Source organism: Sphingobium sp. VMM, assembly GCF_056790315.1.
In genome coordinates this window covers 151,987-173,290 of record NZ_JBXGSI010000001.1, presented here as the reverse complement: position 1 = coordinate 173,290, position 21,304 = coordinate 151,987, and the positions used below count along the sequence as shown (strand labels likewise).

The window sequence follows — 21,304 nt, the reverse complement described above, 5'->3', positions numbered from 1 at the left end:
CCTGCGCTGGATCAACTTTTTTAGTGAGCTGTTTTTATATCTGGTGCGTAGCGAAGCACACAGAACAAAGACTTGATATTTCTAGATATGTATCGGAGTTTGTCTTCGGTTCGGCTCAGTCGCCCAAGGCTTGGAGTTTGCATGAAACTTAGCGTCCATGTTCATCTCGATTACGAGCTGGCTGGTCCAACGGACCTGCTCTTGCAGATCGAGGCCGCTGATATTCCTGAGCAGGCGATCGAATGGAAGGACCTCATCCTTCCCCGGGCGGATCATATCGCCCATGTTCCCGCGCAGGACGGTATCGGCGAGCGGATATGGTTGCGGATGTCCGGTAAGATGGTCGTCGACTATCGAGCCAGGATAGTCGTCAACCGTAATTTGGCTGACTGCCGACAGTTGCAAAGGGTGCCGCCGCATCAATTGCCCGGTGAAACCATTCCCTATCTGCTTTCGTCTCGGTACTGCGAATCCGATCGTTTCCAAAGCTTTGTCGAAGAGGAGTTCGGGACGCTTCAGGGGGGCGAGCTTGTCATAGCCATGCGTGACTGGGTTCATCACCATGTGCGCTATGTTCCCGGCTCAAGCGACGTCATGACCACTGCGGCCGACACCTTCATCTCGCGCCGTGGGATTTGTCGCGATTATGCGCATCTTTTGATTACATTGGCCCGGTCTGCCGGTATTCCTGCCAGGATCGCGAGCGTCTATGCCGTTGGCGTTGAGCCTCCCGATTTCCATGCGGTCGCCGAGATTTTCCTTGAGGGAGAATGGCATCTTGTCGATGCTACGGGCATGGCGCGGGAAGCTGGCATGGCAAAGATCGGCGTAGGCCGCGATGCAGCCGACGTCGCGTTTCTCACGACGTTTGGCGGCGCCAGGTTGATCGATCAATATGTCGCGGTGGAGCCCTGCCTGGAGTGACGGCGTCGGGTTCGACCCGGCTGACCGGACTGCCGGCATCGCGGTCGCTAAAGCGTTTTCTAATCAGATGGAATCACCTGATGACTCGGAAAACGCGTCGAATCAGCGGTCTAGAGCAGTCGAGCTGACGAAGTTGGACCGGAATCTGCTATAGTGCATCCGAGCGGAGGTGCGGTCATTCTCCTGAAACGTGGCGAAAAACTCGTTGTTCGACCTTTCGATCGGCGCGGGTCCTTGGAAAAGCCCCCCCTCCTGCAGCACCAGAACAAAGCTTTGTCAGCCGCGCAGCAGAGCATGAAAAGCGCCCGCAGGAAAATCTGCCCAACAGGGTTTGCGCTTGCGCTCAGATCTAGGGAGCGGTTCGGTCGAGGGACATATAATAGGGTTGCTGAGCGAAGAGTTGATGCGCTGGTATTGAGGCGCCCGCTTCCAGATATGTGTTCTGCCACCATTGCGATGACGGCAGGCAACCAGACTCCGTGATAGCGGAGGTCGCGCGGATGAGGACTGCGCAGGTCAGCTGCGTTGTTTCGTTTCGCCGGGTGAAGGCAAGGATGTTTCCGGCTCTCGGCCCCCTGGCCAGTACAGGCTCGTAGCGGGAAGACGCAAAAAGCGAATAATTGTCCCGGCGCAGTGCCAGAAGCCTCTGAACAAGCTTGATCTTGGCATTTTCTGTCATTTCACCGGGGGCAAGCAAAGCCTGACGTCGCGCATAATCGACGGCGCGGCGATTATCGGGGTCAACCAGGCTCAGATCCTCCAATTCGCAGCCCTGGTAAATGTCAGGAATGCCGGGCAGGCAGAATTTCAGAACGGTCTGCACCAGGCTGTGAGCCTGGGCAGCGGGCCCGATACGTCCGATCAGGCGCTCCATATCGTCTCTGAAGTCGGAGGCTCCAACAAGATCACGTACAAGATGGGCAGCCTTTTCTTCATAGTCGATGCATGGTTCCTCCCAGCTGGAGCGAAGCCGGGCCTCCCGGAGCGCCTTTTGTTGCCAGGCAAGGATGCGATCCATATAGGCAAGAGTATCGCTTGAGCCGTCCCAAGTGCCAAACAAGGTCTGGAAAAGCTGATAGCAATCGGCAGGATGAATGTCGCCATGATGCGTCCTGGCGCGTTTAATCCATCCTTGGACATGATGCTCCCAGAGATCTGGCACGCCGCTGAGTACCGCAATGCGGGCGCGGCTATCCTCACCGCGCTTATGATCATGGGTCGCGGTCGCGAGCATGGCCGCCGGGAACTCGCTGGCCCGCTGAAGGACCCGGCGATGAAATTCCGCCGGCGAAATGGAAAATTCCGCCGGCGCCGATCCAACCTCATTGGCTGACAATAGTGGTGCCCGGCGATAAAAGGCGGTGTCTTCCACCCCCTTGGCGGCTATCGGCGCCGAAAGCTGCTGAAATCGGCGTACAGCCTCGGCCGCAAGCTCGGACTGGCCAGGGCCATCACCGGCAAGCCATGCCAGAATCTGCTGTCCTACCGGTCTCTCGCCGGGGGGCAGAGAGGGCTTTGCCGCTTCCCACGCCTCGAGCCTCACTTCCTCGTCGCTTGCAGGAGCCGATTGTCCGTCGCCATAAGTGCGATAGACAGGAAAGGCCTGCAGTAGGCAGCTGATCGATCGGCGCAACATCGGCTCCGTCCACGCCATGATCGCGGCTTGTCCGCTGCTTTGGGCGACGGCGCTGAAAGCGTGAACGCAGGCAGCCAGCTGCGCCTCGAACTGCCATTCGAGCATGTCGCGTTTCGCGCGCCGGACGACATCTTGCGGGTCGGACTGATCAGGATCGAGGGCCTCCCACAGGCTTGCGAGAGGTGTTTCGCCAATGGGGTCGTGCAGCAGGGCCGTGACATCGCGCATGAAATCATAACCGCTGGTCCCCTCGACGCCCCAGTCGGGAGGAAGCATTTCCCCGGGCCCAACTATCTTTTCAACGAGGATGATGGCGCCGGGACGGATCTGGTCCATTCGCGATCGCAGACGGCGGCAATAACGCGCAGGGTCCGACAGGCCATCGACATGGTCGATGCGCAGCCCGTCAATCAATCCCTCCTGATAGAGGTGGAAATAGAGGCCATGCGTCGCCTCGAAGACGGCCGGGTCTTCAACCCTCACGCCAGCCAGATCGTTGATTGAGAAAAATCGGCGCCAGTTCAGCTGATCGCCAGCAGTACGCCAATGAATGAGGGCATAATGCTGTGCTTCCGCGATAGTCGCGATATCGCCCTGCTGGGGTCCGTCTGGACGCAGGGGAAGCTTCTGCTCACCATAGAGCAGTAGATGGGGTGCTCCCGCTGATCCAACGACGAGATCGCCCTGCGCGATGACGGCAGCCAGTGGCCCGCCCAATATGGGAAGCTTCAGGGGACCGTTCCAGTCTATATCGAAATAGCAGGCGAACGGACTGGTCGGGCCCAATCGCAATACATCGTTCCACCAGGGATTTTCGCCGCCAGCTACCCCCATATGATTAGGGACGATGTCGATGATGATGCCCATGCCATGGGCTCGCAGGGCTGCAACCAGTTGGCGGAACCCGTCCTCGCCGCCAAGCTCGGGATTGATCCGGGTTGGGTCGATGACATCATAGCCATGGGTTGAGCCCTGGCGCGCCGTGGTGATGGGAGAAGCATAAAGATGGCTCACGCCCAGATCCGCGAGATAGGGTATGACTGCCCGGGCAGCTGCAAAAGGGAACTGCTTCGTCAGCTGGACCCTGTAGGTCGCGCGCGGTGTCATGGCTGAACCCTTTTTTGCAAAGCGGTCTTCGGACGGATCGTGGAGAGGCAGGCGATACGTTGCTGGACATCGGGGTCGGAAAGCAGCCTTTCGATCGGCGCGGGAAGGCGGCGGCGCCAATTGGGATGTTCGTTCGTGGTGCCCGGGAGGTTGGGCTGCTCGGCAAGGCCAAGGAGATCTTCCATCGGCACCAGCAACAGAGGAGCAGTTGATCCCGCCAGAAAGGCAAGCGCGCGCTCAATGACAGGCGCCGCGTCATCATCAGCGGGCTGCGGCGCGCCCCCACCGATAGCGGTCCATAGCGCTGATCGGGCCTCGGCCCGTTCGGCAGGCGTCTCCCCTCCGCGATCAAGCCTGCGGTTCCAGTCCAGATCGCGACCAGTCCACCAGCCCGTGATTGTAGCGATGTCGTGTGTTCCGCTCATGGCCACGGAACGTTCGGGATAGGCTGATGCTGGCCGAAATCCTTCTTCGCCACGGGTGAAAGGCAGAACGGTCATGCCATAGATATTTGCCTTTTCCAGCGCCTCGCCAAATCCAGGAGGTCGGGTTCCAAGATCCTCGGCAATGACGACGGAGGCTGCGCGCCAGGCCTCAAGCCTGACAAGGCGCAGCATGTCGTTAAAGGGATAGGAGAGATAGGCGCCCTCGGTTGCCGGACGACCTTGGGGAATGATCCAAAGACGCTGCAGTCCAAAGCCATGGTCGATCCGGATGCCTCCGCCGCGGGGCATATTGGTCCGCAGCAAAGCGATGAAGGGGGCAAATCCGCGATCTGCCAGGCCCTGAGGGCTGTAGCTTGTAAGGCCCCAGTCCTGACCCTGAGGTCCCAGCGGGTCGGGCGGCGCGCCTATGTGCAGGCCTTGGAGAAAGGCACCCGGATCTTTGCGTGCTTCCTCTCCCTGCGGATCGACGCCGACAGCAAGGTCTGTGATGACGCCGATCGCCATGCCCGCATTCTTTGCCTCACGCTGGACATCATCAAGCTTGGCACGGGCCTGCGCCTGTGTGAAAGCCTCGAAACTGTCGACTTGAGCGTCAGCGTTGCCCTTTGCCGCAGAACGCCTGAACGCTTCTTCAAGCGCCTTGAGCTTGGCCGGACCAGCGACGTCCCATTCAATCAGCGTGGCTGACGGCGCCACGCCCCGCCTGTGCACTGGTAGCAGCAGCGCGTTGAGTTCAACGCGGCTCGAGGGTGAGTAAGGCGCGAAGCGGCCGGGTGCGAGAAGCGATTGGGCATGGACCGGGCTGAGGGCTACTGCATCCGCGCCGCAGGCGCCCAGCCGTGTGACGGCCTCGATAAGAGTGTCAAAATCACCAAAATCCTTCTCTTCTTCGCGAAGCGAGGGAATCTGAACAGTGACGCCCCACCCTCGAGTCCTGATAGCAGGACAGGTGAGAGGCGCGACCGCCAGCATGACGCTGCCGTCATCCAGATCAGCGCGATAATAGCCAGGAACGGACAAGCCGCATTCGGAATCGATTTTCAGGACGGCATCCGTCTCGTCCCGGAGGGTGAATTTTCCGCCAGGCAGCGGGAGAGGCTCGCCGCAATCAACGGTCACCAATCCGGGGCGGGCAGAGCGTCGCTGGTGGAGCGCGGCGCGTGACACTGTAACAGCAGCGTCATTGTCGGCCGGAAGGCCGAGCGAGGCCAGGATCGCGCGCAGGCTATCATCGCTTACAACCTGCTCCATACCGTCCGCATCGGTCCACAGGCGCGCGATGCCGGCCTCCTGCGCGAGCTGGTGAAGCAGTATCATTGCGGTTGCCCGATCCAGATGGTGCAACTGGCCGGCGCGCCCGGATCCCCTGTCGAGAAGCAGGGCTGCGTGCTTTCAGAAAGGTCGACCGCCACGCCGCCAAGGTTGATGAGGATGGTAAGCAGGCGACCATTGCCAAGCATCCATCTCGCCTTGACAGCGCCGCTGGAGAGCGCAGTTGCGCCAAGCGCCCGTGCGCCAGCAATCCCCGGCATGACCGCCTGGCGGCGGAGGGTTAAAAGCGTGGCATAGAAGGATCGCCAGTCCGCGGCGTCCTGGCCTTGCATAACCCTTGCCATGTTGAAGGTTTCGAGCGCGTTGGGATCGGGAATGCGTTCCCTGGCATCGCTGCTCGAGAAGCTGGCAAAGCCCTTGAACTCAAGACGCCGGCCCTCACGGACGGCATCGGCAAGATCATCGCGAAAATCCGTAAAAAACAGGAAGGGACTTTTGGCGCCCACCTCCTCGCCCATGAACAGCAGGGGGATGTGCGGCATGAGGAGCAGCAGGCTCGTCGCGGCCCTGAGCCGTTCTACAGATACAAGATGGATCAGCCGCTCGCCCAGCGCGCGGTTGCCGGTCTGGTCGTGGTTCTGCAGAAATGCGATGAAGGCGTGAGGGGGCAGGTGCGTACTGGGGCTCCCACGCGGCGCACCTTTGTGATGCAGTGAGGGATCCCCCTGGTAGATGAACCCTTCGCTGAGGCAGCGTGCCAACTTCTGTGCGGGTTGGTCGGCAAAATCCTCGTAATAGGCATCATGTTCCCCCGTCAGAAGAACATGCATGACATTGTGGAAATCGTCATTCCACTGCGCATCATAGGTGTGGGGGGTTAGTCTGGCAGCATCGTTTCGCTCATTTTCGAGCATCAGATATATGCGGCGGCCCGGCGTGGCTGCGCGGATATCGCGCGCCAGACCGTCAAGAAAATCATCGTTGCCGATCGCATGGACCGCGTCGAAGCGAAGTCCGTCAAAGCCATAATCGTTCAACCACATCAACGCATTTTCGCGAAAATAGGCCGCGACCTGCGGTCGGTCGACCGCCACCGCTCCGCCCCATGGTGTATGGCGCTGGGCGTGAAAAAAGGGCGTGGCATAGTTGCCGAGATAGTTTCCATCGGGCCCGAAATGATTGTAGACGACGTCAAGGAAGATCATCATCTCCAGGCGATGAGCAGCGTCGATCAGCGCGCGCAGGTCCGCCGGGCCACCATAGGCTTCGGCCGGCGCGAAGGGGAGCACGCCATCATAGCCCCAGTTGCGAGAGCCGCTGAAAGCATTGATCGGCATGAGCTCGATCGCTGTCACGCCAATTTCTGACAGAGCAGGCAGTCTTGCCGCTACGCCTGCAAATCCTCCACACAGTCCGACATGCAGCTCATAGATGACAGCCTCCTCCCAGGGGCGCCCCTGCCAGCCGCTAGCGGGCGCGGCGATCGGAGTGACGACGCTCCAGCCATGAACGCCGCCACATTGTCGGCGCGATGCAGGGTCCGGGACGGCGAGGTCGGCGGTAAGGCGAAAACGATAGCGGTCTCCCGCTGTCGCTTCAGTCTCGAGATAGAACCAGCCTCCATCAGACGGTGCCATCGGCAGCGCCTGGGCTCCATCAATTTCCAGAGTGACATTGTCCCGGTTCGGCGCCCAAAGCGCAAAGCGCCATCGCCCCTCGCCAAGATCGCTCGGGCCCCATTGCGTCATATGGCTGGCCTTTCGCCAAGCCAGCATATCAACACTGCCGCATGTGCCTCCACCTTGTAGACGTCGCCGATAGCAAAGGGCGCTCGCTCGGGCTGCGCACTGTCGATGAGCACCTGTCGCGGAGCGGAGGGTGAAGGAAGCGTGAAGTCGATTGCATCCTCGCTTGCGTTGAGCAGCAGCGTCAGAGCCTCGACGCGCCCATCCTCCAGCAGGCTTGCCCGTCGCATGACAAGGGCGCGCCCTTCGGGATTGTGCCAGTCGTCGTGCGTCAACTTTTCTCCGCGCTCATCCCACCATTCGATGTCGTTGATGCCGAAGCCTGGCGAGTCCTGACCATAGAGGAAGGTTGGGGCACGCAGCACCGGATGGGCCTTGCGCAACGCGATCAATCTGGCGGTGAAATCGAAAAGCGCCTTCCCTTCCTCGCTTTCCATCATCGACCAGTCGAGCCAGCTGATTGCATTATCCTGGCAATAGGCGTTGTTATTACCGCCCTGCGTACGACCAAATTCATCGCCTGCTACCAGCATCGGAGTGCCAAGAGACGCAAGAAGGGTCGTGAGCATGGCGCGACGAACATTGTGTCGTCGGGCAATGATCCTCGGGTCATCCGTCGATCCCTCCGCGCCCCAGTTGCGCGAGAGATTATTATCGTGGCCGTCGCGATTATCCTCGCCATTGACCTCATTATGTCGCTCCTCATAGGAAACGACGTCGGCAAGCGTGTAGCCGTCATGGCTGGCCAGAAAATTCACGCTGGCCCAGGGGCGCCGCGCGCGGCGATCGAAAATGTCGCCAGAGCCTGACAGCCGCGCCGCCAGATCGGCTCTCTGCAGAGGATCCCCTCGCCAGAACCGACGCGCGGTATCACGATATTTGTCGTTCCATTCGGCAAAGCCGGGCGGAAAATTACCGAGCTGATAGCCGCCCATGCCCACGTCCCATGGTTCGGTGATGAGCTTGAGCCTTCCAAGTACCGGATCCTGTCGCAGGACGTCAAAAAGGCCTGCATTGGGATCGAACCCATATTCTGTACGCCCAAGCGTCAAACCGAGGTCGAACCGAAAGCCATCCACACCAAAACTGTTCGCCCAATAGCGCAGCGAGTCAGCTACCATCTGTATCACCCTGGCATGGGTCAGGTTGAAACTGTTGCCTGTGCCGGTATCGTTGAGACAATAACGCCGATCTTCGGGCAGGAGCCTGTAATAGGTTGCATTGTCGATACCGCGCCAGGAGAGGGTTGGCCCCAGCTCGCTTCCCTCGCAACTATGATTGTAGACGACATCCAGGATGACCTCGATACCGGCCGCGTGAAGCCGCCGCACGGCCACGCGCAACTCGTCATGCGTATCGCTCGCAAAATAGCTTGGCTCGGGCGCGAAGAAGCTCAGGCTGTTATAGCCCCAATAGTTACGCAGGCCCTTTTCCAACAGAAAGCGATCTTGGGTGAAAGCGTGGATGGGCATCAGTTCGAGCGCGGTGACGCCGAGGCGCTTCATATGGTCGATCACTTTGGGATGCGCGAGCGCGGCGAATGTACCACGTTCCTGTGCTGGCGCAGCCTCCAGGAGCTTGGTCAGGCCCTTGCTATGGGCCTCGTAGATGATGGTCTGCGACCAGGGAATATTGGGGCGTATATCGCGGGACCAGTCAAAGCTGTCATGTGTCACTACGGCCTTGGGCATGGCGCGTGCGCTGTCCCGGCGATCAAAACCCAGATCCTCTTGCCTGCCGCGGACCCGATAACCATGCAGCACGTCATTCCATCGAATATTGCCCGACAGGCGGCGGGCATAGGGATCGAGCAGCAACTTGTTGGGATTGAAACGATGGCCCTCCTTTGGCGCGTAGCGACCGTGCACACGATAGCCGTAAAGCAGACCCGGGCGCGCATCTGGCAGGTAGCCATGCCATACTTCATCCGTGCATTCAGGAAGGGTAAGGCGCGCCATTTCCTTTCGCCCGCCAGGATCAAACAGGCATAATTCTATCCGGTCGGCATTGGCGGAGAAAATGGCGAAATTGACGCCAAGGCCATCGAAGCTGGCGCCGAGGGGATAGGGCGACCCGCCCTCGAGACGATCAGCATAAAGGCTCAAGGGCGGTGTTGTCCTGTAGCTAAGTCAGGCAAAGGGTTTCAGCCCCGGGCTTTGGTTGATCTCTTTCCGGTAAGCGCTTGGGCTGCAGCGCCGCTTGCCAGGGGGTTTGGCAGTTGAACTGCCGCTTGTGCCTGGGCAATTTCGGCTTCCGCCTGGCGCCAATGTTCGGTTGCCAGGCCTTCAGGGTGACCCTGCGCTTCCCAGATGGCATGCGCGCGCTGGCGAACTCTCGCTTCATTTTCCTCTGTCATGATGGCTTCCTGGTTCGGGATCTGGAACAAAACCCAAATGCATCAGAGGAAGTTTGGATGCGCCTACTGATGTAGATCAGGCAGTTTGCGAGGCTGTACCGAAATAGGCTCAAGCGGTGGGGAACGCTGGAGCCATGGGGATGCTGGCATGTCGATGAGGTGGGGAGGCGATGACAGGTCAGTGCGGCGGACATGGTCGTGTCGAACAAGGCTCTCGGTTCATGCGGACGATAGGCTTCGCGCGGGCGGCCCGCCCATACGGCCCGGCCGCATCTTCCTCTTGTTTTTCTCACTGCATTTTGCCGCGCTGCCTATTGATTAAGGTAGGCCGCGACAGCCGCGACATCATCGCCTACTGCATCGACAGCCTCTTCCAACTGCACTTGATCAACGCCGAAATGGCTGGTCCAATATTGGATCTGGTCTTCGTTGCCCAAAGCAACATGATCTCGATCCACTGGATAAGCACGGTTGTCGTTCTCAGGCATGCATGACCCTCCATGGAGATGAAGGTCAACGCTGGTCCATGAACAATGTTGCGAGATCAGGGAAGGCTACCGATTTTGGATACAGCATCCAGGAGGGAAGCTTTGGCCTTAGCCCGGATGAAATTCCAAAAGCCGCGTTATCATCCAGGTGAAAAGGTGATGCGTGCATCGCAGTGCCACGAGAAGGTGATTTAATGCGACGCAGAGGCGCATGGTTGCCGCTGCGCGCAAAAAATTAGCCGGACTGGGCAGCCCGCTACATTCAGGCTGCGACTGCACCCGGAAAGGTTTGGAGAAGCATTTCGCGCGCCGCCTTGAGGCAAAGTTCGAATGTGGGGGCACCAATATGTGTTTGCGAGCCATCGAGATGTCGGACGCTTAGTTCCCACAAGCTGTTCGACCGTACCGCGCATCGGCGCATGTCGGCATCAACAAATGAAATCGGTTCCTGGATATGTTCGCGATGCAGCAGGTATCGCTCCACGCTTATGGCGCTTTCCCGGTGCGCATTATGCCAGAGCCGGAAATTTTCGGTGTTCGACGACAGCCATTCCAGTATCCGGCAATCTGACATCCCAGTCTCCACGAAATGCAACTTTTTTACGCCAGTTGCTGCTGGGAGACGCGCTGAAGTCATCAATGTTCCGGAAAAAATCCATAGATTAACCTGGCTCAATAAGAAAGCTCCGGACTTCGTCCGGAATGTGACGGCGGAGGAAAATCGCGGCGAGGTGCTCGACTTTGGACCTGGCTCGATCGAGCCGCAATTGTCAGCCTGAACCAACCATCACGTCTTGAATGTGGGATCGATGCGGTGAAGCCCCGGCCGTCAGGCGCGTGTTGGCGACGGCAACGCGAAAAGCTGGTGCTGTTCGGGCAACCGCGGCCCGTGCTGACCGTTTAGCGGCTGCTTCAATCTCTTGAGGAACCGCCATGTCGCAACGCACCCTGCTTCAATTCTTCCACTGGTATTATCCGGCAGGGGGCGGATTATGGAATGATGTGGCCGAGCAGGCTCGGCATCTTGCCGAGCTCGGCATTACCGATGTCTGGTTGCCTCCTGCATATAAAGGGGCGTCGGGAGGATTGTCTGTAGGCTATGACAGCTATGATCTTTTTGATCTGGGCGAGTTCGATCAAAAAGGAGGCGTCGCGACCAAATATGGAGATCGGGCTGCGCTCGAACGCGCCACCACCATGTTACGAAATGAGGGGCTGCGAATAATCCATGATGTCGTCTTCAATCACAAGATTGGAGCTGACGAGACAGAGTCGGTATCCGTGCGCCGGGCAAATCCAGACGATCGCACCCAATTGGATGACCAGATCATCAAGGCCAGGGCCTGGACGAAATTCACATTCCCCGGACGACGGGGGAAACATTCCCGTTTCATCTGGGATGCCCGCTGCTTCACCGGCATCGACCATATTGAGGATCCAGTGGAAGATGGCGTGTTTCGCATCGCAAATGAATATGGCGAAGGCGAATGGCACGATGAGGTCGATGATGAACTTGGTAACTACGACTATCTCATGGGTGCCGATGTCGAGTTTCGAAATCATGCAGTGTATGAGGAACTGAAATATTGGGGAAGATGGCTGGCAGATCAGGTCGCCTGCGATGGATTCCGCCTCGACGCTGCCAAACATATACCCGCCTGGTTCTTCCGAGACTGGGTTGGTCATATGCGCGATACGGTCAGGCAGGATCTGTTCGTAGTCGCTGAATATTGGCACCCCGATATGGATAACCTGCATCGCTATCTCGACCAGGTCGACAAGCAGCTGATGCTCTTTGATGTTGCACTGTGCCACCGCTTCCATGAGGCTTCCCTAGCCGGTGAGAGTTTCGACTTGCGCACGCTGTTCGACGAGACGCTGGTCGCGCATTCCCCCGATCATGCCGTGACCCTTGTCGGCAACCATGACACTCAGCCTCTACAGGCGCTGGAAGCTCCTGTAGAAGACTGGTTCAAACCGCTGGCCTACGCGCTGATCCTCATCCGCGAGCAGGGCGTTCCATGCATATTCCATCCGGACCTTTACGGGGCTTCATACACCGACACTGGTGGTGATGGTGACGAACATCAGATCGACATTTCCCCGGTAAAATGCCTGCCTCGATTGATCGAAGCGCGTCAGCGCTTTGCTCACGGCGCCCAATCAGATCTGTTTGACGATCCTCATTGCATTGCAGTGGTGCGTCACGGAACGGAAGATCATCCCGGCGCAATCCTTGTGCTTTCAAACGCAACAGCCACAGAAAAGAAGGTGGCTCTGGGAAAGGAACATTCAGGCGCATGTTTTCGCGACTTCCTGGGACATGTCGAAGGTGAAATCTTTGCTGACGAAGAGGGTAATGTTGAGGTTGCTTCACCCGCCGGATCCCTTAGCCTCTGGGTAAGGTCAGACAGTTTGTGAGCCCTGGATCTCGCTGCCGAGAGAGGGCGCAACACGCCGGGCGCGGACATTTGACAAGCGCTTTCCCAGCCAGGACGGGAGATGTTCGAGCATGGTCGTTTTCCCGGTTCCCCCGGCAGAAGCGCTGCATTGCATGAAGCCGTTCGCTCACGGAGAGGGACGTGCGCAAAGAAAAGTCGCGCATAGCTGTTATGGAATGATGCCCTTGTTGCGGGACAAGCGCAGCTGCCTGATCGAGGTCGGACGGGTCTTCAAGGGTAGCCCGGCCGAGGCTTATCTGATCCGCCTGTCCACGCCATGAAGATCGCAACCTACAACGTCAATGGTATCAACGGGCGGCTTGCGGTGCTGTTGCGCTGGCTCGCGCTTGCCGAGCCGGACCTGGTATGTTTGCAGGAGCTCAAGGCACCTGATGAGCGCTTCCCCGAAGCCGCCCTCCGCGACCTTGGCTATGAGGCGATCTGGCTAGGGCAGAAGAGCTGGAATGGGGTGGCGATTTTGAGCCGCGTCGGCGAGATCCACGAGACGCGCCGGGGGCTTCCGGGGGAGCCGGCGGATGTGCAGAGCCGCTACATCGAGGCTGCAGTAAACGGTGTGCTGATCGCCGGCCTCTATCTTCCCAACGGCAACCCGAGACCCGGCCCCAAGTTCGATTACAAGCTGCGATGGTTCGACAGGCTGCATGATCATCTTTCGACGCTTCTGGCTCTCGATGCGCCGGTGGTGATCGCTGGCGACTTCAACGTCATGCCGACCGATCTCGACGTCTATGTCCCTGACCGCTGGCGCGACGATGCGCTGTTCGCGCCGGAAGTTCGCGAGGCTTATGCGCGGCTGCTCGAGCTGGGCTGGACCGATGCCCTGCGGCATCTTCACCCTGACGAGCGCGTCTACACCTTTTGGAAATATTGGCGCAATTCGTTCGAGCGCAACGCGGGCCTGCGGATCGACCATATCCTTTTGAACGACAGGGCCGTAGCGCGGCTGATTTCGGCCGAGGTCGATCGCCGTCCGCGCGGCTGGGACAGGACCAGCGACCATGCCCCGGTTGTCGTGGAATTGGTCGACAAGCTCAAGCGCAAGCGAATGCCCTAGCCCTCCCCTTCAGGAAGGCCGGCATACCATTGTGCATAGGGGCCTGTGCGCGCGAGATGGCGATTAAGGTCGGGTGCGCCATCGCACCACCAGGCCGAGCCACGTTCGCCAAGCGCCACCTTGGCGCGATGGACCGCATCATGCGCGATTGCCTCGGCGGCAGCATCGGCTGCGCGCCGCGCCGCGCCGACGGCACGGCGAGCGTCCATCAGTTCCTTCACCAGGCGTTCACGCTCGTCAGGCTCGAGAGCAGGGTTGCTCATGCGCCAGAGCCGCCCGCGCACCGCGAAATACCGTCCGTCCGGCGTGATGGGATAGGAGCGGCTGCTCACAGCGTTCGGACCTTGTCAGAAATGCTGCGGAAGGTGATCGACCAGCGCGGCACCTCGATAGGGGCAATGCTATGTTCCCAAGCGTGACGTACTTCACCAGACAAATGATAGATGGAGCGCGGTGGCAGCGAGACTTTGGCGCGATCGAACCCGGCGGTCGTTCGACGGCGCAGGCGCAGAACAGCGTCATTGCCAAGCGAAATGCCCACGACATGCTCGAACACCGGCCTGTCCTTGTGCCAGCCGATGCCGGCACCTGGATCGTAGCGGATCAGCAGAGCCTGAGCGAGTTCGTCTGCTGCAAGCCCGGAAAAAGCAGCAGCGCGGCTTCGCACTTCGAGGAGCCAGTCCGGCATTGGTTCGGCTGGCGCGAAGCGGAGATGCTCGAAGTCATAGTTCCAGCCATAGCTATGGGTCAGGCGCTTCCCAGTCCATTGCTGGAACCGAAAGGGGGTGAGATTACTGCCATTGATATTAGCGATGAGCTCAGCTTCCTCCATTTTGGTCAGCAGATCGTCCCGCGCCGCAAGGCCAGGAACCACCGGCATGTCGAATAAATCTGACATCATCGTCATCCAGGCCATCGCGTGGTGGTGCATGAGGCGGTTGGGCTCATTTTGCTGATTGCGATATAGGATCGCTGGTTGCCGATTACAGTGGCGCAGCTATTTGCGACAGGCCACCGGTCCGAACGTGGCGAACACCCCCGCGGTGGGCAGCGTTCATCCCCATGGCGCGCGCCGATTTCCTGATCCAATGCAGTCACTGGCTGTCATTCGTGATCGGTCCCGCTGATTTCGCCTTGATCCTGTCTAATGAACGGAGAGGTTCCGCTCGTTGCTGCGCCCGGCTGGCTGTTCGAATTGCAGATATATGAGGAGAAATGACGATGCACCGTCAAGACGATGCCGCCTATTTTCGCAGGCGTGAGATTCAGGAGCTTGCCACGGCCGAGAAAATCGCAGGCCCTCTCGCCAAGCGGCTCCATTGTGAAATGGCGCAGCAATATGCGATGCGTGCGCGTTTGTCCGAGGACATGCCCCGCGCTCAGGGACCGCTATCGCAAAATGAGTAGGAAAGATCCGCCGATCGCTGCGGGGTTAACTCGACGACAGTTCCTACGGTAATATGGGGCCATGGAGGTCCATGTCGACGTCGCATTCGGGACGTTCGATTATATCATGGCTTTTGACTGTAGGATGGGCCGGTATGCGCGGTGGCGGCATTGTTGCCCGCTGCCTGATCTTCATTCATCTCCTCTGCTTGCCAGAAATTGTGGCACATGAAGATCGATAGTAAGAGAGAAATCACGATTCCCGCTATCAGCAAGACGGCCCTTCCCTTCTTGCGCGGCGACGAGGGGGCGGCCATCCATATCAAATCCTTCGGAAATGGCCTTTCTGCTCAAGCCCGTCCCTTGGTAACAGCCTGAGCTTTGTGCGCAGCACGCTTGCTTGTGTTCGTCTTGACAATGAATTGCGGGTTATCGCGGGAGGCTGCTACCTTGTGACCCTTGATATGGGTTGGGACCGTAACTTTCTTCGCCACAGTGCCATGCGCATCACCGCCAGGGCTTTTCCATGAAACCGCATCTCCAGCCTTCAGGGGCTTTTTCACCACGCCACCCGTGGATGCGATGATGATGAGATGTCCCGCTTGGCCATTGCCTCGATGACGGCCCGCATGAAGGGGGAAGCATTTTCGATCTCCTTCCCGGAGGCCGCCTCCCAAGTGTCGATCAGTTCCTTGTCAGTCATGAGCCCGACATCGTCCTCGTGCGTCTTTCGTACCGTGTCCGTCATGTTCCAATCCTTAGCTTCGCCTGGCTGTCAGCCGTCGTCCATGATGGCCCCCGCCATCCTGTTCCTCTTCGAGCAGGATGGCGGAATCGGCATTAGCCGACAGGCGCACCTGATCGTTTTCCACCGCAGCCACCAGGCCGGTCGAGATGAAGTGATGATGGTCACCATGAGAACCGCTATCGGCCTTCACCATTTTGATCCTGTGACCTTCAAGCCGGTGCACGGTCCCGATGTGGACGCCATCAGCGCCGATTATGTTCATACGCTCAACTATGGCGGTCAGATCTGCCATGATCGTCTCCTGCATTTCAGATGTGCAAAGCGGTTTTGCCGGGGGCAACCGCGGCTGCGCGTGCGCTTAAACCTTCGGGTACCAACCTGCTAACGACGCGACTGTTCCGATAAAATCGGTTCAGGTGCCTCCCGCTTAACTTGTGTTGGATGGATTCGCCCTATTTTGCTTTTCGATCATCCTGAATTGGGGGCATCTCAATCGGGGCGCGCACCCATGCAGGCTAACCAGGGGCAATCGATCACCGGCAGAAGCAAGCGCCATTTCTCCGCCCGGGAACGCCTTTGTGCCAGCATGGTTGAGAAGGAAAGATATCAGGAGAGTATGATGGCAACGCACAGCTATTTGTCACCACTCGCCAAAACATCGAAACCCATATGCGGGGCGAGGAGCATGATCTCTTTCCTCGTCTCGAGTTGGCCCTAAAAAAAGGCAGATGGCGATGATCCTATGCGCCAGATGTATCGGGAAAGGCTCAAGCTGGCCTGACCCAGGCGGAGATTCTCTCGCTGGCGCCAGGTCGGTTCTTCAACTGCTATTTCTGCACAGCAAAAGGCGAAACTCGAGGACGTGGCGATGACACAGTGGATTACCGAGCTTGTTGGCCGGCTTGGTTATTTGGCTATCGCTCTATTGATGATGTTGGAAAATATCTTTCCACCGATACCATCCGAGGTGATCATGCCGCTTGCGGGATATTCGGCGGCAGACGGCAAACTCAATATCATTTTCGTCATCCTCTCTGGCACGGTCGGCACAAGCGCCGGCGCTTTCTTTTGGTGGTGGATAGCCAGCAAATTGGGCGAGCGGAGATTGAAAGGCTGGGCCGGCAGTCATGGTCGTTGGCTCACGCTCTCACCGGCAGAAATCGATCATATTGACGGGTGGTTCGAGCGACATCGTATCTGGGCGATCCCGATTGCCCATGTCATTCCGGGTTTTCGCACCCTCATATCCATACCTGCTGGCCTGTTCGGCACAAAATTGCCGCGTTTCCTGATGCTGACGATCATTGGCGCAACCGCGTGGAACAGCGTGCTTGCTGGGATGGGATATTGGCTTGAAGGCAAATCGGGAGCCGTAGATCAGTATCTGGGGACCGCCGGCATGGTAATCATGGGGGGTATCCTCCTCTACTATCTCTACCGCGTCTTCACTTTCCAGGCTCGAACCGACAATGCTTGAAGACGATCTCATGACGACGCTCGCAAGGCTCGGCCTGGCCACTGCACTGGGTCTGGCACTCGGTTTCGAGCGTGAGCGCCGCGGCCATGATGCCGGTCTTCGCACGCACGGGCTGGTTTCGCTCAGCTCCAGCATGCTGACCTTGTCGGCGCTCGAACTAGTGGAAAATCACGGTGAAGGTGACCCCGTAAGGGTGATACAGGGGCTTGCTCAGGCGATCGGCTTTATCGCCGGCGGCCTCATATTCGTGCGCGGCGGCGATGTCCGGAACATGACGACAGCCGCGAGTTTGTGGATGGCAGCAGCCATAGGAATCACTGCAGGTGCAGGTCAGTATCTCCTCGTGCTGGCTGGGACGGTTCTGGCCCTTTTGTTGCTCGTAGCAGCAACCCTGGTTGAACGCCTGTTTCCCCATCGCGACCCGGTGCCAGATCACGCTGACGATGACATTCAGATGCCCAACCGTCGTGGCACTGTTTCGCGCGGCAAAGCTCGGGACCCCCGCGACGCACGAGACAAGGCCAACAGCGCGGAGTAATCGGCGCTTCATGCGTCATGCAATTCAGCGGCTGCGTAGCAGGGTCGAGCTTGGCGGCGATGCATCTGGCCGAAAGAAGCTTAAGGCCGATAATGGCGATCGCGTGGATAGGCGCGGCAAACGCGCGATCAGCTATTGTCTCCCCATCCAATTTCTTAGTGAAGCAGATCAGTGATGCGCTGCTTCATGGCTTCCATCGAAAAGGGCTTGGTGAGGATGTGCATACCGGGATCAAGATGCCCATGGCTTAATACCGCATTCTCCGCATAACCGGTGATGAAGAGGATTTTAAGGTCCGGCCTTTTCACGCGGGCTGCGTCTGCCACCTGCCTGCCGTTCATTCCACCAGGCAAGCCGACATCCGTGATGAGCAGGTCCACTCGTGCATCGCTCTCCAGAATTTTTAGTCCTGCCGCGCCGTCTACGGCTTCAATCGCACCATAGCCAAGACCTTCCAGAATCTCGACGACCAGCATCCGCACGGTGGGTTCGTCGTCAATCACCAGAACGGTTTCGCCTTCCCGTGCTTGAAGCGCCAGCGCCGGCTCGGCTTCCGGTGTTACAGGGCTGCCCGCTTCCCCCAGATGGCGTGGAAGGTAGAGGCATACCGTCGAGCCGCGACCGAGCTCGGAATAGATCCGGGTTTGCCCACCGGACTGGCGCGTGAATCCATAGATCATCGAGAGGCCGAGCCCCGTTCCCATCCCTATGGGTTTCGTCGTGAAAAATGGATCGAAAGCCTTGGAGATTGTCTCCTTGCTCATCCCTGTGCCGGTTTCCGATACGCAGAGGGATACATTTTGCCCTGGCTCCATGTCCCGCTCGACAGCAGTCCGGCGATCCAGCCATCGGTTTCCTGTTTCGATCGTGATCTTCCCGCCATCGGGCATGGCGTCACGCGCATTGATGCACAGATTGAGAAGAGCATTCTCCAGCTGGCTCGGATCCACAAGGACCGGCCAAAGCCCTACGCCGTTGACCGCCTCCACCTCAATGGAGGGCCCCACGGTGCGCATGACGAGGTCGGCCATGCCATTCACGAGGTCGACAACGCAGGTTGGTTTTGGCGCGAGAGTCTGGCGGCGGGAAAAGGCCAACAGCCTGTGTGTCAGCGCGGCCGCGCGACGCGCGGCACCTTGCGCTGCGTATACATAGCGGTCCACATCCTCATGCCGACCCTGCGCCCGACGCATCTGGATCATCTCGAGCCCGCCCGTGATCCCGGTGAGCAGGTTGTTGAAGTCATGCGCCAGTCCACCCGTCAACTGCCCGACCGCCTCCATTTTTTGCGATGGGCGCAACGCTTCTCCGGCGGCTATCAGGTCTCGCGTTCTCTGCTCGACCTGTTGCTCGAGTGAGGCCGCCAGCTCGCGAAGTTCGATTTCAGCCCGTCGCCGTTCGGTAGCGATTCGGGTTCGTTCCGCGACTTCCCGGACGAAAGCGATCTCGTCGTCGAGCCATTCGCGCGCGGTGGCATGGTTAAGGTAGAGCAACGCGACGAGGCCGCCCTGCTCGGTGAGCGGCATATTGACCACTGCCTGCGCGCTTATGGCCTTGAGTGCATCAGCCCCCTCCACCGACCGCGGATCAAGGTCAGCGTCGGCGATGATGACGTCTTTTCCGCGCTTGAGATCCTCGATGTAGGATCCATAGTCCCGGAACTGCAGCACCCCGGCCAGGGACGATATGCCCTCGGCATTCCAATCGCGCTTGATCGTGATCGTCTCAAGAGCCGGATCAATGACGCCATAGCCTGCCCTGCTGACTTCCAGTGCCTCGCCCAATATCCGGGCTGCCGCAAAGGAGATGTCTGCAGGGTCCTGCACGTCGCGCACGACATCGCTCAGTGCGACCAGCGCGATGCGCATTCGCTCAGCGCGCCTCTGCTCTGTAACATCGGAAGATATGCCTGCAAGCCGCAAGGGTTTGCCGTCGGCGTTGAGAAACGGCTGACCGCGAGACGTCAGCCAGCGAATTTCACCCTCCGGGGTAACGATCCGGTAGGTGACGTCGAAATCCCCTCCCGTACGCCGTGTCAGGTCGATCGCATCGATGTTAGCCGCGCGATCGGCGGAATGAATGGCCGCGAGGCGGTCATCAAATGTAAACGGCTTTTCCGTGTCTACGCCAAACAGCGCCCGGCACGCAGGAGAGGTTGTGAGCTCTCCGGTTTCGAAATTGATACTCCAAGTCCCGAACTTTCCGGCGCGAAGGGCAAAATCGAGCTCGCGTTCCTGCTCGTTCTGGCGTTGGAGCCGGCTGGTGATTTCAGCCATGAGGGCAGCGTTCGAATTTTCGAGCCCCTCAAGGCGTTCGCGCTCCAGCGTCACGTCGACCTGGCTGGCGAAGAAATATGCGAGCGTTCCTGCTTCGTCGAATACGGGGGCAAGAAGGAGCCGGTTCCAAAATGGCTCCCCGGACTTACGATGATTGCGAATGTCGATCTCGATAGGGCGTATCGCCTCCACCGCATCGTGAATGGCCTGGACATCCGCCCGATCCGTCTCTGGTCCCTGTAAAAATCGGCAGTTGCGACCCAGAATTTCTTCGCGCTCGTAACCCGTCAGCCGACAGAAGGAGTCATTGGCGAACACCACCGGATTATCGTGCAGACGCGGATTGGTTATGATCATCGGCATGCGCGTGGCCCGCACCGCAGCTACGAAGGGATCCGTCCCTTTGTCGAGGCCCAGAACTTCAGCTTCAATCCTTTGCGCGTCGGCGGTGCCGTGTCCATTCGTCACTGTCTCGCTCATTCTTATGTCGATCCCGCCTACGCTTTTCGTTTTTGCCAGAAGCGAGGGAAGTAGAGTGCGGTTCCATCTCCATGGCATTGGAAAGCTTGAGGGCGTGACAGATTGAGGCGCTCGTAATCCCTGCAGGCAGCGCCTTTGGCTTTTCCTCTATCGAGATGGGTTGCGGTGGAGTGGCCCTTTTTGGAAGAAACGCTGGCACGCTGATTTCATAGTTAAGCGCATACGGTCGAACATAGGCAAAATTGTCGTTCACCACTGTATAGATCGGCGGTCGCTTATTGCCCGTCAGCTTGGTCAGGAACCCCATGACTGCGTCAATGGGCACACAACTGGAACTTAGCGCGCCGGAGCTCCATTTAGGATATGGAGGTCAAGGCGATGGCAAATGGTTGGGCGCCCGATGGCGCAGTGCAAGGCCAGATTGACGATACGATCAAGGACGCGGTGCAGCGTGCGCGGACGATGATGCCTGCCGGCGAGAGCGCGGTATATTGCGATGATTGCGGCGAGGAGATTCCCGAGCGACGCCGGCAGGCCTTACCTGGCACCCGGACCTGTGTTGCGTGCCAGTCCAAACGTGATAGGGCTGCCCGTTCTGTCGGGATCAATCGCCGTGGCAGCAAGGACAGTCAGCTGAAATAATTCACCGCAGACTTTGTCAGCCAGACAGTGGTTCAAGTGCAGATGAGTCGGAACACAGGGGGCACGCCCTGGCACATCATGACTTTGCGGTTCGGCATCGAACCTTCTTGTCGCCAAGCTCGACCCACACCGGCGCATGGTCGCTCGATATCTCCCAACCCCGCATATGAGCATCAACCGGCGCATCAATGCGCTGAGGATCGCGAAGCTCTTCTGGCCATGCCAGATGGAAGGATAGCCAAGATCGCAAAGCGCGCTCTGCAGGAA

21 protein-coding genes are annotated in these 21,304 nt (G+C 58.8%); 8 read left to right on the top strand and 13 right to left on the bottom strand.

The window, feature by feature from the left end; genetic code table 11:
* Window positions 1–141 precede the first annotated feature (141 nt).
* Window positions 142–924, top strand: coding sequence for a transglutaminase-like domain-containing protein (locus tag ACUCV3_RS00850; protein WP_017503129.1), 783 nt, complete (start codon window positions 142–144; stop codon window positions 922–924).
* A gap of 349 nt (window positions 925–1,273) precedes the next feature.
* Here the strand turns inward: ACUCV3_RS00850 and treY are convergent, their stop codons facing one another.
* The 6 genes from treY to ACUCV3_RS00820 form a co-directional block, all read right to left on the bottom strand.
* Window positions 1,274–3,667 carry a malto-oligosyltrehalose synthase gene (gene treY, locus ACUCV3_RS00845; protein WP_293919452.1) on the bottom strand — a complete coding sequence of 798 codons (2,394 nt, stop codon included), beginning with the start codon at window positions 3,665–3,667 and terminating at the stop codon, window positions 1,274–1,276.
* Window positions 3,664–5,457 (bottom strand): 4-alpha-glucanotransferase, encoded by a 1,794-nt coding sequence (locus ACUCV3_RS00840; RefSeq protein ID WP_157228591.1) that lies wholly within the window; start codon window positions 5,455–5,457, stop codon window positions 3,664–3,666. Before ACUCV3_RS00840 ends, treY begins: the two co-directional genes overlap by 4 nt.
* Window positions 5,427–7,133 carry a malto-oligosyltrehalose trehalohydrolase gene (gene treZ, locus ACUCV3_RS00835; protein ID WP_081600988.1) on the bottom strand — a complete coding sequence of 569 codons (1,707 nt, stop codon included), beginning with the start codon at window positions 7,131–7,133 and terminating at the stop codon, window positions 5,427–5,429. The genes ACUCV3_RS00840 and treZ overlap by 31 nt, the downstream gene beginning before the upstream one ends.
* Window positions 7,130–9,235: a glycogen debranching protein GlgX gene (gene glgX / locus ACUCV3_RS00830; protein ID WP_017503392.1), complete on the bottom strand. Its 2,106-nt coding sequence runs from the start codon at window positions 9,233–9,235 to the stop codon at window positions 7,130–7,132. Before glgX ends, treZ begins: the two co-directional genes overlap by 4 nt.
* 38 nt (window positions 9,236–9,273) lie before the next feature.
* Window positions 9,274–9,516 (bottom strand): DUF2934 domain-containing protein, encoded by a 243-nt coding sequence (locus ACUCV3_RS00825; protein WP_081600987.1) that lies wholly within the window; start codon window positions 9,514–9,516, stop codon window positions 9,274–9,276.
* A gap of 281 nt (window positions 9,517–9,797) precedes the next feature.
* On the bottom strand, window positions 9,798–9,974 hold the full coding sequence (locus tag ACUCV3_RS00820) for a DUF3606 domain-containing protein (RefSeq protein WP_081600986.1): 177 nt from the start codon (window positions 9,972–9,974) through the stop codon (window positions 9,798–9,800).
* Between the two features lie 533 nt (window positions 9,975–10,507).
* On the opposite strand from ACUCV3_RS00820, the gene ACUCV3_RS00815 reads away from it, so the two are divergent.
* From ACUCV3_RS00815 to xth, 3 genes are all read left to right on the top strand, one after another.
* Window positions 10,508–10,753, top strand: coding sequence for a hypothetical protein (locus ACUCV3_RS00815; protein WP_313326182.1), 246 nt, complete (start codon window positions 10,508–10,510; stop codon window positions 10,751–10,753).
* A gap of 154 nt (window positions 10,754–10,907) precedes the next feature.
* Window positions 10,908–12,395, top strand: coding sequence for an alpha-amylase (gene amyA / locus ACUCV3_RS00810; RefSeq protein WP_038292947.1), 1,488 nt, complete (start codon window positions 10,908–10,910; stop codon window positions 12,393–12,395).
* A 297-nt stretch (window positions 12,396–12,692) separates the two neighbouring features.
* Window positions 12,693–13,490, top strand: coding sequence for an exodeoxyribonuclease III (xth, locus tag ACUCV3_RS00805; RefSeq protein ID WP_017502211.1), 798 nt, complete (start codon window positions 12,693–12,695; stop codon window positions 13,488–13,490).
* Here xth and ACUCV3_RS00800 read toward each other — a convergent pair.
* On the bottom strand, window positions 13,487–13,822 hold the full coding sequence (locus ACUCV3_RS00800) for a hypothetical protein (RefSeq protein ID WP_017502212.1): 336 nt from the start codon (window positions 13,820–13,822) through the stop codon (window positions 13,487–13,489). The two genes, xth and ACUCV3_RS00800, sit on opposite strands and share 4 nt — an antisense overlap.
* A complete protein-coding gene (locus tag ACUCV3_RS00795; protein WP_313337240.1) occupies window positions 13,819–14,421 on the bottom strand; it encodes an alpha-ketoglutarate-dependent dioxygenase AlkB in 603 nt (200 codons plus the stop codon). Before ACUCV3_RS00795 ends, ACUCV3_RS00800 begins: the two co-directional genes overlap by 4 nt.
* Window positions 14,422–14,705: 284 nt before the next feature.
* On the opposite strand from ACUCV3_RS00795, the gene ACUCV3_RS00790 reads away from it, so the two are divergent.
* Window positions 14,706–14,897 carry a hypothetical protein gene (locus tag ACUCV3_RS00790; protein ID WP_017502214.1) on the top strand — a complete coding sequence of 64 codons (192 nt, stop codon included), beginning with the start codon at window positions 14,706–14,708 and terminating at the stop codon, window positions 14,895–14,897.
* A 104-nt stretch (window positions 14,898–15,001) separates the two neighbouring features.
* On the opposite strand, the gene ACUCV3_RS00785 is transcribed toward ACUCV3_RS00790, so the two are convergent.
* From ACUCV3_RS00785 to ACUCV3_RS00770, 4 genes are read right to left on the bottom strand one after another with little or no spacing between them, the layout of a single operon-like run.
* Complete coding sequence (locus ACUCV3_RS00785; protein WP_017502215.1) at window positions 15,002–15,193, bottom strand: hypothetical protein; 192 nt, start codon at window positions 15,191–15,193, stop codon at window positions 15,002–15,004.
* A 33-nt stretch (window positions 15,194–15,226) separates the two neighbouring features.
* Window positions 15,227–15,439 carry a hypervirulence associated TUDOR domain-containing protein gene (locus tag ACUCV3_RS00780; RefSeq protein ID WP_081600939.1) on the bottom strand — a complete coding sequence of 71 codons (213 nt, stop codon included), beginning with the start codon at window positions 15,437–15,439 and terminating at the stop codon, window positions 15,227–15,229.
* Entirely contained in the window at window positions 15,436–15,624 is a 189-nt protein-coding gene (locus tag ACUCV3_RS00775) for a hypothetical protein (RefSeq protein WP_017502216.1), read from the bottom strand. The genes ACUCV3_RS00780 and ACUCV3_RS00775 overlap by 4 nt, the downstream gene beginning before the upstream one ends.
* A gap of 10 nt (window positions 15,625–15,634) precedes the next feature.
* The gene (locus ACUCV3_RS00770; RefSeq protein WP_482240285.1) at window positions 15,635–15,916 is read right to left on the bottom strand and encodes a DUF2171 domain-containing protein; all 282 of its coding nucleotides are present in this window, start codon (window positions 15,914–15,916) and stop codon (window positions 15,635–15,637) included.
* A 576-nt stretch (window positions 15,917–16,492) separates the two neighbouring features.
* On the opposite strand from ACUCV3_RS00770, the gene ACUCV3_RS00765 reads away from it, so the two are divergent.
* The gene (locus tag ACUCV3_RS00765) at window positions 16,493–17,101 is read left to right on the top strand and encodes a DedA family protein (RefSeq protein ID WP_017502219.1); all 609 of its coding nucleotides are present in this window, start codon (window positions 16,493–16,495) and stop codon (window positions 17,099–17,101) included.
* On the top strand, window positions 17,094–17,639 hold the full coding sequence (locus tag ACUCV3_RS00760; RefSeq protein WP_017502220.1) for an MgtC/SapB family protein: 546 nt from the start codon (window positions 17,094–17,096) through the stop codon (window positions 17,637–17,639). The genes ACUCV3_RS00765 and ACUCV3_RS00760 overlap by 8 nt, the downstream gene beginning before the upstream one ends.
* Before the next feature lie 155 nt (window positions 17,640–17,794).
* Here ACUCV3_RS00760 and ACUCV3_RS00755 read toward each other — a convergent pair whose 3' ends face one another.
* On the bottom strand, window positions 17,795–20,395 hold the full coding sequence (locus ACUCV3_RS00755; RefSeq protein WP_017502221.1) for a PAS domain-containing protein: 2,601 nt from the start codon (window positions 20,393–20,395) through the stop codon (window positions 17,795–17,797).
* A gap of 378 nt (window positions 20,396–20,773) precedes the next feature.
* Between ACUCV3_RS00755 and ACUCV3_RS00750 the strand changes: the two genes are divergently transcribed.
* Complete coding sequence (locus ACUCV3_RS00750) at window positions 20,774–21,037, top strand: DksA/TraR family C4-type zinc finger protein (RefSeq protein ID WP_026109393.1); 264 nt, start codon at window positions 20,774–20,776, stop codon at window positions 21,035–21,037.
* Window positions 21,038–21,304 lie beyond the last annotated feature (267 nt).

Excerpts from the sequence above, each read along its gene's own strand:
- ACUCV3_RS00850 (WP_017503129.1), top strand. The coding sequence starts at position 142 with ATGAAACTTAGCGTCCATGTTCATCTCGATTACGAGCTGGCTGGTCCA.
- treY (WP_293919452.1), bottom strand. The coding sequence starts at position 3,667 with ATGACACCGCGCGCGACCTACAGGGTCCAGCTGACGAAGCAGTTCCCT.
- treZ (WP_081600988.1), bottom strand. The coding sequence starts at position 7,133 with ATGACGCAATGGGGCCCGAGCGATCTTGGCGAGGGGCGATGGCGCTTT.
- ACUCV3_RS00820 (WP_081600986.1), bottom strand. The coding sequence starts at position 9,974 with ATGCCTGAGAACGACAACCGTGCTTATCCAGTGGATCGAGATCATGTT.
- amyA (WP_038292947.1), top strand. The coding sequence starts at position 10,908 with ATGTCGCAACGCACCCTGCTTCAATTCTTCCACTGGTATTATCCGGCA.
- xth (WP_017502211.1), top strand. The coding sequence starts at position 12,693 with ATGAAGATCGCAACCTACAACGTCAATGGTATCAACGGGCGGCTTGCG.
- ACUCV3_RS00795 (WP_313337240.1), bottom strand. The coding sequence starts at position 14,421 with ATGCACCACCACGCGATGGCCTGGATGACGATGATGTCAGATTTATTC.
- ACUCV3_RS00790 (WP_017502214.1), top strand. The coding sequence starts at position 14,706 with ATGACGATGCACCGTCAAGACGATGCCGCCTATTTTCGCAGGCGTGAG.
- ACUCV3_RS00785 (WP_017502215.1), bottom strand. The coding sequence starts at position 15,193 with ATGGCCGCCCCCTCGTCGCCGCGCAAGAAGGGAAGGGCCGTCTTGCTG.
- ACUCV3_RS00775 (WP_017502216.1), bottom strand. The coding sequence starts at position 15,624 with ATGACGGACACGGTACGAAAGACGCACGAGGACGATGTCGGGCTCATG.
- ACUCV3_RS00770 (WP_482240285.1), bottom strand. The coding sequence starts at position 15,916 with ATGGCAGATCTGACCGCCATAGTTGAGCGTATGAACATAATCGGCGCT.
- ACUCV3_RS00765 (WP_017502219.1), top strand. The coding sequence starts at position 16,493 with ATGACACAGTGGATTACCGAGCTTGTTGGCCGGCTTGGTTATTTGGCT.
- ACUCV3_RS00760 (WP_017502220.1), top strand. The coding sequence starts at position 17,094 with ATGCTTGAAGACGATCTCATGACGACGCTCGCAAGGCTCGGCCTGGCC.
- ACUCV3_RS00755 (WP_017502221.1), bottom strand. The coding sequence starts at position 20,395 with ATGAGCGAGACAGTGACGAATGGACACGGCACCGCCGACGCGCAAAGG.
- ACUCV3_RS00750 (WP_026109393.1), top strand. The coding sequence starts at position 20,774 with ATGGCAAATGGTTGGGCGCCCGATGGCGCAGTGCAAGGCCAGATTGAC.